The following is a 13,070-nucleotide window of genomic DNA, read 5'->3' as shown; positions in this document are numbered from 1 at the left end:
AAGGGTGTCGCGGCTGTGGCGGCGGGCTCAGAGAAATCGCAGCTTCTGCAGCGCCGCGTGGAAATCCCCCGCCCAGCGGGCGTAGGCCGGAACCTGTCGTAGCACGTCCAGGGACATCCTCTGGCCAAGCCGGTCAAAGTCGTACTCGGGCCGGTGCCGCGGGCCGAACGCCTGGGCCAGGGCCCTCTTGGGATCCGGGACCTTCTCGACGTCACGAGGTGACCTGATCAGGTCACGTACGGCAGCGGCAGGCGCGTTCGGAAGGGCCGCTGGATCGGCGAGCATCCAGGCTTCCGTCTCTCGAACGGGAACCATGCCAATGACCCGCTCGGCGTCCTCGTCCTTGCGTAAGGCTGCCCGTACCGCTTCGACCTTGCTCCGTTCGTTGTGATCGTGATGAAGGATCACAAGGTCCATGTGCTCGAGGAGCGTCTCGACCTCCTCGCTGACCCGCTCACGCGGGGCCACGGTGAAGCGGCTGCCAGGCGCGGTACCCGGGAAGTCGAAGCCACGCGGCGACGCCGACTCCATGCTCTCCACCTGACGGTCGACCAAAGGCAGCAGGAACCACTGGTCGCTGAGCCCTTCGGTGAGCAGAGCGATGCTCAGATATCTACGCGCCATGGGCGTACCCCACCGGGTCCAGGTACTGGCGAACCTCCATGGGGGTGACGTAGGTGCCGCGATCGCCCGTCTCTGCCACCTTTCGAGCCCGGGTCAGCCTGGTCGGGGGAGTACCGCCGCCGAGTCGGGTGACGGTGTCCAGGAAGACCACGTCGTGCGGGGACTTGTCGAGCAGCGAGGCGAGGACGACGGGGGAATGGGACGTCACCAGGATCTGCCGGAGTGCCGGTGCCGTCCCGTGGGGCTCGTGAGGGTCCGGCGAATCGTAGAGCCGAAGATCCGTCGTGCACTCCTTGAGTCGTTCCATAAGCCTGGGGGCCCTGCTGGGGTGCAGTCCGTTCTCTGGCTCCTCGACCATGAGCACACCAGGGTGTCTCGGATCGTGTGCCGCCGCGAGCAGAGAGATCGTCCGGAGCGTGCCCGCGGAGACGACACGCGGTGACACCCTCGGCTCGTTCTTGTGCCGGATCCAGACGTCCCACAGGGCCCGGTCCTCATCCCGTACGACGTCGATCTCCCGTACGTCGGGTAGAACTGCGGCGAGGTCCGCCTCGAACGCCGTCTTCTCCCCCGGGTCCCCTTCCCAGAGGTGTCCGAGCACCGCGCCGACGTTGCGGCCGTCCTCTGTCAACGGATCAGAGTCATACGCGTCGGCCGGCTGCCGCATGGTGCTGGGGACCGGGTCGAGGATGCGCCAACCGGCCACTGCCTCGTTCAGCGCCACGGTCAGCGCTCTGTCCAGCCCGCGCATTGCCTCGACGTCGTACAAGAGGTGAGAGTAGTAGTCGCTGTTCTCCCTGACCCTCGGGCTCAGACCCGGAACCCGGTTCGGAACCCCCTTCACGGACAGTTCCACGGCCAGCGGTTCCGGCGCATCTCGATAGCCGACGGTCGCGTCGACCCGTACGTGGAGGAGTCCGAACCGGTGGGTCTCGACGAGAACCGTCGCGCCGATCCGGATCTCGTCCACGAGCTCGCCATCGGGTCCTTGCCGGAAGAGCTCACGCGGTCCGCCCCGCCGCGCATGGCGGACCAGGGTCTGGCTGCTCGGCTTCACGATCAGCCGCCCGAGCAGGTCCACCGCTTCCAGCAGGTTCGACTTGCCCGAGGCGTTCGCGCCCAGAAGGACCAGGAACGGGGGAACATCCAGCGAGAAGTCGTCGAACGTCTTGAAGCCGTCGATCTCGATCCGGGTGATCACCGCTGCTCCTCCCGCACCACCGGCCCGCCAGGTGGGTACAGCGTCACACTAACCGGCGGCACCCTTGGTCCCCCGGACGAACGCGGACCAGGAGACCGCCGAGAAGACCAGCGGACGGGCCGTCGGGGCCTTGCTGTCCCGGACGGGGACTATGCCGGGGTAGCCGTCGGCGACCTCGACGCAGTTGTTGTCTCCCCCGTCGCTGTAGGACGACTTGCGCCAGGCAGCGATGCTGAGATCAGGAGTGTGCGTCATCGTGTCTGTGCCCTTCCAATACGTCCCTGATGAACGCGAGCGAGTCCGACGGGGACAGCGCCAGGTCGCGGAGCCGATCGTAGGACAATCGCTGCCGCAGAACCTCGTCCGGATCCTCGATCAGCAGACCGCTGCTGTTGCCTTCCGTGTAGGCAACAGCGCTCCCGTCCCTCTGCCAGAGCAGGGTCAACGACCCGTTCATATGGTGGTGCGCGCCTGCTGAAAGCGGGAGTACCTGCAACGCCACATTGGGCCACATTGCAGCCGCTTCAAGATGAAGCAGTTGGTCGCGCCACGTCTTCCCCTGTGCGGCGGGACGTCGAAGCGCGAACTCGTCCATGATGACGCGGACGTCAGGCTGGGGTTTCTGCCGCAGGAGATACTGCCGTCCGAGCCGTGCCGCCACCTGCTCCTCGACGGCCTCGTCGCCGTCAGGTGTTGTCTGGGCCCCAGACAACACCCCCCGCGCGAAGTCCTCGGTCTGTAGAAGCCCGGGAATCCCCAGCGTGAACTTCCACATGATCCGAGCCGTCGCCTCCAGCTCCATGAACCGCTTGTACTGGTCTCTGAACGCGTCCAACCGCGCCGCGCGCCAGTGCCGGACCAGCAGGTCACCAGCCTCGTAGTACCCGTCCAGATCCTCCATGACGGTCACCTTGGACAGCCGCACCCCCGACTCCAGCCGGCTCAGGTAGCTCTTGTCGTATCCGGTGTCGTCAGCGAGCTGGCCCAGCGACTTGCCCGCTTTCTCCCGGAGGAACTTCAGCGTGCGGCCCAGCACGGCCCGCCCCGACTCCCGTTCCCCGTCAACCACTTCGGCCACATCACCCCTCCCCGTTGCCTGGCGCTCCAGACAACACCGAACCTCTTCCGCAGGGTACGTCGGAGCTGTGACGATCAGGGCACGAACGGTAATCACCGCTCGTCATGACCCCACGCCGTGAAACCCCCGCGACCGATGCTGCTCGGCCCGGGGGCGTGGCCGACGCTTCGAAGGAGCGCCGACATGCGTGAACGTACCGCCCGATTCGCCGAATGGCTACTGCTCGTACTCGTGCGAACACTGCTGCCCGCCAGCGGATGTCATCGCGCGACACCACCCCAACTTGCCGTCGACGACGAGCCGTTGACCGCCCGTCCGCACAGCGCGGCATGCCCCTTCGTGTACGACACCCCCCTCGTGCGCCCCTACCTCCTCACCCCTGACGAGCGCCACGAACGGAAACTGCAACGGCAGCGCCGCCGCGCCCTCTGGCTCACCGCCCACGGCATCGAGGTCGGCCCGCGCCGTATTCACGGAGTGGAGGTGCACGCGTGAACGCCGGTCAAGAGCACCAGCTCCGTCTGCTGCCCTGGACCACCCCCGAAGGCAGACCGTGCTACCTCAGCACGGACAGCGAGCACAGCAGGCTCTCCCTGCTCGCCGATGACATGGAAGCCGCTCAGCTCGACTCAGGCGAACAGGTGCTCGCGGGAGCCAGGGCCGTGCTCGCCGACACCAAGGCGGGTGAGCGAGCGGTGCGCTTCGCGCTCACCAGAGCGGTGGAATCCCTGGGAGATGTCCTCCGCGTCGCGGTCAGCCGGGGCGAACGCATCCCCGGGAGCGGATGGTGACCATCGGACTCACTCCGCCGTCAGCCGCATCCTCCAGCACCCACCACCTCGCACGCTCTACCGTGGAACTCCGGTCACCGCATACAGCCCCTGCCGGAGAAGAGAAACCGATCATCATGGCCCACAAGGTGGATCCCCACTCCTGCGAGAGAACTCCCGAGGCGATCCGCGCGGCCCTGCAGCGGCGACCCGACTGGCTGCAGGCCTTCGAACAGGACTGGCTCAGCGCGGCCGCGGACTTCGATCAGGCCGCGCTCGACGCCGTGACCGACAAGTGGTTCCCCTTCGCCTGCGCCTGCGCGACGCCCGGCTATCTGGACGAAGTGGAGCAGACGGTCAAGCGGGTGACCGAGGGCGACACCGACGGCATGGTCTTCCGCGACACGGACGGCAACGCCTACAACGCCGACAACCGCCCCGTGGACCCCGTGGACCCCATCGACGCGGGCAGGTGTGGGTGAGCGCGTACGCGATCAGGTATGCCGACCGCGCGGCTCGGTGCAAGGCCACGCTGAGCACGCCCCAGCGCGCGTCACTGGAAGATCTGGAGAAGCGGCTCAGCCTCAACCCGTTCGGTGCGCCCGCGATCAGCAACCGGGACAACAGCTGGTCCGCCGCCTTCACAGGCGGCTTCATCACCTACGTCGTGTCCAATCGCCATGTCGTCATCAACGTCGTCGACCTGGTGGCCCTCTGATCGCTCCGGAGTGACGAACTCCCGTACAGCGGCAACCTTTCCCTCCCGGGTGGCGACTCACGGTCAGTCAAACCCCCCGCACGGAAAGGTTCGCCGCATGAGCGAGCAGCGCCGCAAGTCGCCCGAGTCCGCCAAGGCGACGGCCAAGCCCCGCCACCGCAGAAGGAGGACGGCGCTGGCGGTCGGCGTGCCGCTGGCCCTCACCGCCGCCGGATCCCTCGCCTACGGCACGGACCTCGGCCTGTTCGGCGCGGACGCGCAGGCGCAGGCCTCGGCCGCGACCGCCGCCGCGCCCGCCTGGGCCACCGCCTCCGCCGACGGCTTCGCCTCGGTCGACGCCCTCGGCCAGAAGGGCACCTACGGCGGCCGGGACGGCAAGACCGTCACCGTGAAGACCCTCGCCGACCTGGAGAAGTACGCGACGGCGAGCGAGCCGTACGTCATCGTCGTCGCGGCGACGATCACCATGGACCCGGTCGGGAAAGAGATCAAGGTCCAGTCGAACAAGACGATCGTGGGCTCCGGGACCTCCGGGCACATCGTCGGCGGCGGCTTCTTCCTCGGCCAGGGCGTCCACAACGTCATCATCAGGAACCTGACGATCCGGGACGCCTACCAGGGCGTCTGGAACGACAAGGAGCACGACTTCGACGCGATCCAGATGGACGGCGCCCACCACGTCTGGATCGACCACAACGACCTGCGGCACATGGCCGACGGGCTCATCGACAGCCGCAAGGACACGACCTATCTGACCGTGTCCTGGAACAAGCTCAGCCAGGAGAACAAGGCGTTCGGCATCGGCTGGACCGAGAACACCACCGCCGACATCACGATCCACCACAACTGGATCCGCGAGACCGAGCAGCGCAACCCGTCCACGGACAACGTCGCCCACGCGCACCTGTACAACAACTTCCTGGAGGACGCGGCCGGGACGGACATCAAGTCCTCCTACGGCAACTACGCGCGCGGCAAGACGAACATGCTGCTGGAGAACTCCTACTTCCAGGGCCTGACCAACCCCGTCGTACGGGACGCCACCGCCACCCTCGTGCAGCGCGGCAACGTGTTCTCCGGGACGACCGGCAAGAACGAGAGCGGCGGCACGGGCTCGGCCTGGGACCCGAAGACGTACTACGCGTACACCCTCGACAAGGCCGCGGACGTGCCCGCCCTCCTCAAGGCGGGCGTGGGCCCCCGGACCTCGATCGGCACGACGGCCGCCACCGCGAGCACCACCGCCGCCGCGGCCACCACCCTCACCGTCGCCGCCGACGGCTCAGGTCAGTACAGGACCGTCCAGGCCGCCGTGGACGCCGTGCCCGCGAACAACCCCTCCCGGGTCGTGATCTCCGTGAAGCCGGGGACGTACCGCGAGGTCGTGAAGGTCCCGGCCAACAAGCCGCACGTCACCATCCAGGGCTCGGGCGCCAGCCGCAAGGACACGACGATCGTCTACGGCAACGCGGCCGGCATGACCAAGCCCGACGGATCCGGGACCTACGGCACCCCGGGCAGCGCCACCGTCTCCGTCCAGTCGGACGACTCCCAGGTGCGCAACCTCACCGTCACCAACGACTTCGACGAGTCGAAGCACCAGGACATCGCCAACCAGGCAGTGGCGCTGCTGACGCAGGCCGACAGGATCGTCCTGGACGGGGTCATCGTCAACGGCGACCAGGACACCCTGGAGCTGGAGACCGCCGCCAAGGACAAGCCCGGCCGGGTCTACATCGCCAACTCCTACATCACCGGCAACGTGGACTTCATCTTCGGCCGGGCGACGGTCGTGGTCGACAAGTCCGTCATCACGCTGAAGAAGCGCTGGAACGGCACCTCGGCCGGCTATGTCACCGCCCCCAGCACACCGGGCGGCCGCAAGGGCATCCTCATCAACCGGTCGTCGATCGGCGGAGACGTCACGGCCGCCTCCTTCTACCTCGGCCGCAACTGGCACCCGAGCGGCGACACGACCGTCGACCCGCAGACCACCGTCCGGGGCACCACGCTCAGCGCGGCGGTCAGGTCCACCCCGTGGTCGGACATGGGCGGCTTCTCCTGGAAGGAGGACCGGTTCGCCGAGTACCAGAACACCGGCGCGGGCGCGGGCGGCGCGAGCGGCGACCGTCCGCAGCTGACCGCGGCCCAGGCCGCCGACCAGGAGGTCGCGGACTGGCTCGGCGACTGGACCCCCACGGCTTCCTGACATCCCCCTGCCAGCCCCGCCACAGCCCCTCGCCGCACCGTGAGGGGATGGCGATGCGAACTGTGAGGGGACCAGAGACAAGGGCGCCGGAGACAAGGGCGGCAGGGACAAGGGCGGCAGAGACAGGGGCCGCGGGGAGGATACTGCTGGCCGACGACGACGCGGACATCCGCGAAGGACTCGGCCGGCTCCTCCGCTTCGAGGGCTACGAGACCCTTCTCGCCGAGAACGGACGGCTCGCCCTCGACCTCGTCGGGGCGCCCGGCACCACCCCCGACCTGATCCTGATGGACGTCACCATGCCCGGCCTCGACGGCCTGGCCGCGACCCGCCGGATCCGGGCCTCCGGCTGCACCGTCCCGATCCTGATGCTCACCGGCCGGGGCGCCGTCGGCGACCGGATCGTCGCGCTCGACAACGGCGCGGACGACTACCTGATGAAGCCGTTCGCCGTGGAGGAACTCCTCGCCCGGGTACGGGCCCTGCTGCGCCGCGGCACCGGACGGCGCACACCCCCGCCGCCCCGCGCCCCCTCCGCCCGGCTGACCTTCCATGACATCGCCATGGACCTGTCCTCCCGCACGGTCACCCGGGCCGCCCGCCCCCTCGACCTCACCCGCACCGAGTACTCCCTCCTGGAGTACTTCCTGCGCCACCCGGCCAAGGTGCTCAGCCGCTCCCAGATCCACAAGGACGTCTGGGGCTTCGACTTCGAGCCCAACTCCAACACCCTCGACGTGTACGTCATGTACCTGCGCCGCAAGCTGGAGCAGTACGGCGAGCCGCGGCTGATCCAGACGGTCCGGGGGTTGGGGTACATGCTTCGGACGGGGTGAGCCCCCGCTCAGCGCCACAGCTCAGCGGGGGCAGGCCCGGGGCGCGCGCGTCAGAGGCGCAGTACCAGGGTGTCGTCCATGGCCTTCGCCTTCCGCTCCGTCGCCGACCACGGCTCCACCAGCCTGATGTACGCGTCGCAGCGGGTCATCAGCTCGTCGTGCGTGCCCGCGTCCACGAGCCGTCCCTCGTCCACGACCAGGATGCGGTCGGCGTCGGGGGCGAGGCTCAGATCGTGGGTGATCATGATGGTCGTGCGGCCCGACATCAGTCGGCGCAGCGGCTGGACGATCTGCCGGGCGGCCACCGAGTCGAGGCCGGCGGTGGGTTCGTCGAGGACCAGGACCGGGGCCGCGCGGAGCATGGCGCGGGCGATGGCGATGCGCTGGAGCTGACCGCCCGAGAGCGCGGCCGTGCCGGGGGCGATGTGTGTGTCGTAGCCGTCGGGGAGGGCCATGACGAAGTCATGGGCGGCGGCGGACCGGGCCGCCCGCTCGATCTCCTCGTCCGTCGCGCCCGGTCGGCCGCACCCGATGTTCTCGCGGATCGTGCCGTTCAGGACGAGCGTCTGCTGGGGGAGCAGCGCCATGTTCTCGCGCACGAACTCCAGCGGGACGTCCGTCAGCGGGACTCCGTCCAGGCAGATGACTCCCGTGTCCGGGTCGTAGAACCGGGTGAGGAGTTTGGAGAGGGTGGACTTGCCGGCCCCGCTCGCGCCCGTGACCAGGACCAGTTCGCCGGGGCCCGCCGTGAAGCTCACCTCCTGCAACGACCTGCGGGCGGCCTCGGGGTAGCGGAAGGTGACGCCGTGGAAGCTGACCCAGCCGCGGACCGGCCACGCGGGGACGGGGGTCTCCGGGTCCCGCACCGCCGGCTCCGCGTCCAGGATCTCGGCGATGCGTTCCGCGCCCGCCGTGGCCGCGGTGACCGTCAGACCCAGTTGGCCGAGGTTGCGGACCGGCGGGTAGAGGTAGCCGATGAACGCGGCGAACGCGAGCAGCGCGCCGAGGGTCATCCGGCCGGCCGAGATCTCCCAGACGCCCAGGCCGATCACCGACAGGACGCAGAGCGTTTCGACGACCTCCACGAACTGCTCGTACATCTCGCTCAGCCGCGCCCCGCGCACGCTGGCCCGCATCCACGCGCGGGCCTCCTTGTCGAGGCGCCGTTCCTCGTCGCGGCGGCGGTTGTACGCCTGGGTCAGCACGACGTTGCCCAGCGACTCCTCCACCACCGAGGTGATCGCGCCGTCGGCGGCCCGCTCGTCCTGCGAGGCCTGCTTGATACGGCCGGAGAAGCGACGGGCGGCGAGGAGGAAGAGCGGGGCGAGGACGAAGGTGGCCAGCGCCAGGTCCCAGCGGAGCCAGAGGGCCGCCGCCGAGTAGAAGACCGCGGAGAAGAGCGCCGAGACCGTGCCCACCACGCCCGACACGACCAACTGCTCGATCGCCTCGACGTCTCCGGTGAGGCGTTCCACCAGGTCGCCCCGGCGGTGCTGCTGGAAGAAGTGCGGTGGAAGCTCCTGGACGTGGGCGAACACCTTCGCGCGCAGTCGCAGGACGAAGCGCTCCGCCGTCCAGGTCGCGAGTGAGTTACCGAGGTAGCCGACGAGCGCGCCGAGCGCGGCCACGCCGAGCCAGGCACCGGCCGGCCCCCAGAACTCGGCGAGCAAGCCTGCCGCCAGGGCGTTGTCGGTGAGTTCGGCGAACAGCAGGATGGAGGCCGTCTCGGCGAGCGCGGACACCACCACGCACGCGACGATCGCCAGCATCCATCTGCGGTCGCCGCGGGTCAGCGGCCAGAAGCGGCGGAAGGCCGCACGGGCTTCCCTCATCGTCGACGACTCCCTCTTTCGTGTGCCGGCTGGCGTGTGGCGGCTGTCGTGTGCCGGCTGTCGTGTGGCGGACATGGCCGAGGCGGGGCCACCGGATCGGTGGCCCCGCCTCGTGGCGTCCGGTCAGCCCTTGTGCGCGACCGGGCGACGCTTCGGAGCGGCCTTCGGAGCGGTCTTCTTCCGGGCGACCGGCTTCGGAGCGGGCTTGGCGGACTTGGCGGCCTTCTTGACGGGGACGATCTTGTGGAAGCTCATGGGAATTACCTCTCCGTTTATCAGCTGCTGAATATGTTCGTTTTACGCGTGGCTTATTTGTCGCAGGTTTGCAACAGACCCTGCTGCAACTCAGTTCTTATGGGAGACCGGGCGACGCTTCGGCGCAGGCTTCGGAGCGGCCTTCTTCTTGGCGGCAGGCTTCGGAGCGGGCTTGGTGGACTTCTTCACCGGGACGATCTTGTGGAAGCTCATGACGTTCTCCGTTCGATCAGTTTGCGATCTTCGCTTTCGCGTCGTTCGCTTTCGATATGGAAAACACTACGGGACACCGCGAGAAGAAAAAGCCAATTCCGCTTAGACCTCGATGAATTGCGGCTGAGATGAGTTTTCAGGCGGATACGGGAACCAATCGGGAACTCACACAGGTTTTAATACGGAGAGGCGGCCACGTCGGTGACGTGGCCGCCTCTGCGTCTTGCTTCGGTGGGAACTACCGCACGATCGTGATCCGGTTCGCCGTCGGCGGGGCGAGCGGGGCCGTGGCCGAGGAGCCGGCGAGCAGGTACTGCTCCAGCGCGCTCAGGTCGTCGGCGCCGACGACGTCGTCCGTGCCCTGGCCCAGCGTGGTGAAGCCGTCGCCGCCGCCCGCGAGGAAGCTGTTCGTCGAGACGCGGTAGGTGGCGGCCGGGTCGATCGCCGCGCCGTTCAGCTTGATGGAGTCCGTGACGACGCGGTCGGCGCCGCTCTTCGTCAGGTCCAGCGTGTACGTCAGGTTGGCGGACGGCTGCAGGATCTTCGGCGCGCTCGCGTTCGTCCCGCTCACCTGCTCCTTCAGCACCTGGATCAGCTGGGCGCCGGTGAAGTTCTGCAGGTTGACGGTGTTGGAGAACGGCTGCACGGTGAAGCCCTCGGCGTAGGTGACCACGCCGTCGCCCTCACTGCCCTTGGCCGTGTAGGTGAGGCCCGCCCGGACGCCGCCCGGGTTCATCAGCGCGAGGTCCGTCTCCGCGTCGAGCTGCTTGCCGTACCAGAGCTGGGCGTCCGCGATCAGGTCGCCCATCGGGGACTCGGTGCCCGTGTTGGGGACGTCCGCGGAGATGTAGCCGATCGCACGGTTGCCGACCGGCGCCGCCAGCGTGTTCCACTTGCTGATCAGCTCGGTCATGTCGGGCGCCTTGGCGACGGTCCGGGTGACCACGTGGTTCGCCGACTTGACCGCGGTACGCGCGATGTCACCGGTGAAGCGGTCGTACGTCAGCGTGGTGTCCGTGTAGAGACGACCGAAGGACGCGGCCGAGGTGACCGTGCGCGGCTTGCCCGACGGGTCGGGGATCGTGCAGGCGTACGCGGCGTGCGTGTGCCCCGTCACCAGCGCGTCCACCGCCGGCGTGATGTTCTTGGCTATGTCGACGATCGGGCCGGAGATGCCGTCGCCCGCGCCCGGGGAGTCGCAGTTGTAGTTGTACGAGGAGGACGCCGGCAGGCCGCCCTCGTGGATGAGCGCCACGATCGACTTCACGCCCTGCTTCTGCAGCTCCTTGGCGTACTTGTTGATCGTCTCGACCTCGTCCTTGAACTTCAGGCCCTTGACGCCCTCGGCGGAGACGACACCGGGGGTGTCCTCCAGCGTCACGCCGATGAAGCCGATCTTGACGTCCTTCTTCTTCCAGACCCAGTACGGCTTCAGGATCGGCTTGCCGGTCTTCTCGTTCAGCACGTTCGCCGCGAGGTACGGGAAGTCGGCGCCCTTGAACTTCTTGTCCGTGTAGCAGCCGGCCGTCGGGTGACAGCCGCCCTTCTGCAGCCGGGCCAGTTCCTGGGCGCCCTCGTCGAACTCGTGGTTGCCGACGGTCGTGACGTCCAGGTCGAGCTTGTTCAGCGCCTCGATGGTCGGCTCGTCGTGGAACAGGCCCGAGATCAGCGGGGAGGCACCGACCATGTCGCCGCCGGCCGCGGTGACCGAGTACTTGTTGCCCTCGCGGGCCTCGCGCAGGTGCGTGGCGAGGTACTCCACACCGCCCGCGTCGATCGTCTTCGTCGTGCCGTCCGCCTGGAGTTCCGTGACACGGCCGGAGGAGCCGGACGGGGGCTCGAGGTTGCCGTGCAGGTCGTTGAAGGACAGCAGCTGCACATCCTGGTAGCGGCTGGGCAGCGGCTTGGAGTGCTTGGTGTCGTGCGCGTCCGCCGGAAGCGCGGCGGCCATCGCACCGGCGGTGGCGAGACCCGCGGCGGCCGCGAGAAGGCGGTACGTACGACGTCTGCCGTTCGGATGCGGCTGGGAAGTGGCTGGCATGCGCCCCCCTGAGGTGTCTGCCTGAGGTGTCTGCGTCCCCCCGGCCGGGCCGACCTGAGAGACGTATGAGGAAGTGGCCCCGTCCGGCGCAGCCTAGGGTCAACGCGCGTAGCGCGACAGGGGGTTCTTGGTTACATCCTGGTTTCCCTTTACCCTCCGCTTGCCCTCTGGTTTGCCGATTCGGACCGCACCTTTCCGCCTTTCCCCTTACCGCCACTTTGTGCGGCCCGCCCTTTACCCTCGTACGCATGACCAGCGACGACACCGCACGGATCCCCGGCTCCCGATCGATCGAGACCCACTCCGAGCTCTCCCCCGAACAGACCGAGGCCGTCCTCGACCTGCTCACGGAGGCCGCCCGGGCGGACGGCCAGCAGGCGGTGTCCGAACAGGGCCGACTGCAGCTGCGCGGAGGCGCCCGCGAAGGGGTCTCCCATCTGGTTCTCACCGTCGGTGACACCCTCGTCGGCTACGCCCAACTGGAGGACACCGACCCGGTCGAGGCCCCCGCCGCCGAGCTGGTCGTCCACCCCTCCCACCGCGGCCACGGGCATGGCCGGGCGCTCGGCTCCGCCCTGCTCGCCGCCTCCGGCAAGCGGCTTCGGGTGTGGGCCCACGGTGGCCACGCCGCCGCCCGGCACCTCGCCCAGGTCCTGGGCCTGAGCCTGTTCCGCGAACTGCGGCAGATGCGGCGGTCGTTGACCGACCTCGAACTGCCCCAGCCGGTGCTGCCCGCGGGCGTGAGCGTCCGTCCCTTCGTCCCCGGACAGGACGACTCCGCCTGGCTCGCCGTCAACTCCGCCTCCTTCGCCCACCATCCCGAACAGGGCTCCCTCGCCCAGCGCGACCTCGACGACCGCAAGTCCGAGCCCTGGTTCGACCCCGCCGGCTTCTTCCTCGCCTTCCAGGGCGAGCGACTCGTCGGCTTCCACTGGACGAAGGTCCACGCTGCGGAGCAGCTCGGCGAGGTGTACGTCCTCGGCGTCGCCCCCGGTGCGCAGGGCGGCGGCCTCGGCAAGGCCCTCACCACGATCGGCCTGCGGCATCTCGCGGCTCAGGGGTTGCCGACGGCGATGCTGTATGTCGATGCCGACAACAAGGCGGCGGTGTCGGTGTACGAGCGGTTGGGCTTCGTCACCCACGAGACGGATCTCATGTACCGGACGGAGACGTGAGGTGAGGTTGCAGGTGAGGTTGCTTGTCGGGTGGGCGGGGTCGGGGTCGCCGTCCCTGGGGGCGGCGACGGCACGGCGGGTGCCTGAGGGGGCGGGGGCAGTGTGGTGGGTGCAGCCG

At 68.7% G+C, this 13,070-nt stretch carries 15 protein-coding genes; 7 read left to right on the top strand and 8 right to left on the bottom strand.

Annotated elements, in window-relative coordinates; all coding sequences use genetic code 11:
* Nucleotides 1-27: 27 nt before the first annotated feature.
* From ACWD4O_RS14325 to ACWD4O_RS14310, 4 genes are read right to left on the bottom strand one after another with little or no spacing between them, the layout of a single operon-like run.
* A complete protein-coding gene (locus tag ACWD4O_RS14325; RefSeq protein ID WP_451280002.1) occupies nucleotides 28-624 on the bottom strand; it encodes a DUF4276 family protein in 597 nt (198 codons plus the stop codon).
* Nucleotides 614-1,825 carry an AAA family ATPase gene (locus ACWD4O_RS14320; protein ID WP_451280001.1) on the bottom strand — a complete coding sequence of 404 codons (1,212 nt, stop codon included), beginning with the start codon at nucleotides 1,823-1,825 and terminating at the stop codon, nucleotides 614-616. Before ACWD4O_RS14320 ends, ACWD4O_RS14325 begins: the two co-directional genes overlap by 11 nt.
* 48 nt (nucleotides 1,826-1,873) lie before the next feature.
* The gene (locus ACWD4O_RS14315) at nucleotides 1,874-2,080 is read right to left on the bottom strand and encodes a DUF397 domain-containing protein (RefSeq protein WP_451280000.1); all 207 of its coding nucleotides are present in this window, start codon (nucleotides 2,078-2,080) and stop codon (nucleotides 1,874-1,876) included.
* The gene (locus ACWD4O_RS14310) at nucleotides 2,064-2,903 is read right to left on the bottom strand and encodes a helix-turn-helix domain-containing protein (RefSeq protein ID WP_451279999.1); all 840 of its coding nucleotides are present in this window, start codon (nucleotides 2,901-2,903) and stop codon (nucleotides 2,064-2,066) included. Before ACWD4O_RS14310 ends, ACWD4O_RS14315 begins: the two co-directional genes overlap by 17 nt.
* A 183-nt stretch (nucleotides 2,904-3,086) precedes the next feature.
* Here ACWD4O_RS14310 and ACWD4O_RS14305 point away from each other — a divergent pair, with 183 nt between their 5' ends.
* The 6 genes from ACWD4O_RS14305 (at nucleotide 3,087) to ACWD4O_RS14280 (ending at nucleotide 7,436) form a co-directional block, all read left to right on the top strand.
* Nucleotides 3,087-3,398, top strand: coding sequence for a hypothetical protein (locus ACWD4O_RS14305; RefSeq protein WP_451279998.1), 312 nt, complete (start codon nucleotides 3,087-3,089; stop codon nucleotides 3,396-3,398).
* Nucleotides 3,395-3,694, top strand: coding sequence for a hypothetical protein (locus tag ACWD4O_RS14300; RefSeq protein WP_451279997.1), 300 nt, complete (start codon nucleotides 3,395-3,397; stop codon nucleotides 3,692-3,694). Before ACWD4O_RS14305 ends, ACWD4O_RS14300 begins: the two co-directional genes overlap by 4 nt.
* 116 nt (nucleotides 3,695-3,810) lie before the next feature.
* The gene (locus tag ACWD4O_RS14295) at nucleotides 3,811-4,155 is read left to right on the top strand and encodes a DUF6247 family protein (RefSeq protein WP_451279996.1); all 345 of its coding nucleotides are present in this window, start codon (nucleotides 3,811-3,813) and stop codon (nucleotides 4,153-4,155) included.
* Nucleotides 4,152-4,391: a hypothetical protein gene (locus tag ACWD4O_RS14290; protein ID WP_451279995.1), complete on the top strand. Its 240-nt coding sequence runs from the start codon at nucleotides 4,152-4,154 to the stop codon at nucleotides 4,389-4,391. Before ACWD4O_RS14295 ends, ACWD4O_RS14290 begins: the two co-directional genes overlap by 4 nt.
* 97 nt (nucleotides 4,392-4,488) lie before the next feature.
* The gene (locus tag ACWD4O_RS14285) at nucleotides 4,489-6,600 is read left to right on the top strand and encodes a pectinesterase family protein (protein ID WP_451279994.1); all 2,112 of its coding nucleotides are present in this window, start codon (nucleotides 4,489-4,491) and stop codon (nucleotides 6,598-6,600) included.
* Between the two features lie 47 nt (nucleotides 6,601-6,647).
* The gene (locus ACWD4O_RS14280) at nucleotides 6,648-7,436 is read left to right on the top strand and encodes a response regulator transcription factor (RefSeq protein ID WP_451279993.1); all 789 of its coding nucleotides are present in this window, start codon (nucleotides 6,648-6,650) and stop codon (nucleotides 7,434-7,436) included.
* A gap of 50 nt (nucleotides 7,437-7,486) precedes the next feature.
* Here ACWD4O_RS14280 and ACWD4O_RS14275 read toward each other — a convergent pair whose 3' ends face one another.
* From ACWD4O_RS14275 to ACWD4O_RS14260, 4 genes are all read right to left on the bottom strand, one after another.
* A complete protein-coding gene (locus ACWD4O_RS14275) occupies nucleotides 7,487-9,268 on the bottom strand; it encodes an ABC transporter ATP-binding protein (RefSeq protein WP_451279992.1) in 1,782 nt (593 codons plus the stop codon).
* 123 nt (nucleotides 9,269-9,391) lie between these two features.
* Complete coding sequence (locus ACWD4O_RS14270; RefSeq protein ID WP_451279991.1) at nucleotides 9,392-9,523, bottom strand: hypothetical protein; 132 nt, start codon at nucleotides 9,521-9,523, stop codon at nucleotides 9,392-9,394.
* A gap of 90 nt (nucleotides 9,524-9,613) precedes the next feature.
* Nucleotides 9,614-9,736 (bottom strand): hypothetical protein, encoded by a 123-nt coding sequence (locus ACWD4O_RS14265; protein ID WP_451279990.1) that lies wholly within the window; start codon nucleotides 9,734-9,736, stop codon nucleotides 9,614-9,616.
* A gap of 238 nt (nucleotides 9,737-9,974) precedes the next feature.
* A complete protein-coding gene (locus ACWD4O_RS14260) occupies nucleotides 9,975-11,777 on the bottom strand; it encodes a bifunctional metallophosphatase/5'-nucleotidase (protein WP_451279989.1) in 1,803 nt (600 codons plus the stop codon).
* Between the two features lie 248 nt (nucleotides 11,778-12,025).
* Between ACWD4O_RS14260 and mshD the strand changes: the two genes are divergently transcribed.
* The gene (mshD, locus tag ACWD4O_RS14255; RefSeq protein WP_451279988.1) at nucleotides 12,026-12,952 is read left to right on the top strand and encodes a mycothiol synthase; all 927 of its coding nucleotides are present in this window, start codon (nucleotides 12,026-12,028) and stop codon (nucleotides 12,950-12,952) included.
* Nucleotides 12,953-13,070: the final 118 nt, after the last annotated feature.

The sequence above is a fragment of the Streptomyces sp. NPDC002623 genome, from assembly GCF_053592635.1.
Note: the sequence above shows the minus strand (reverse complement) of the source record. Positions and strands in the feature narration are given on the sequence as shown.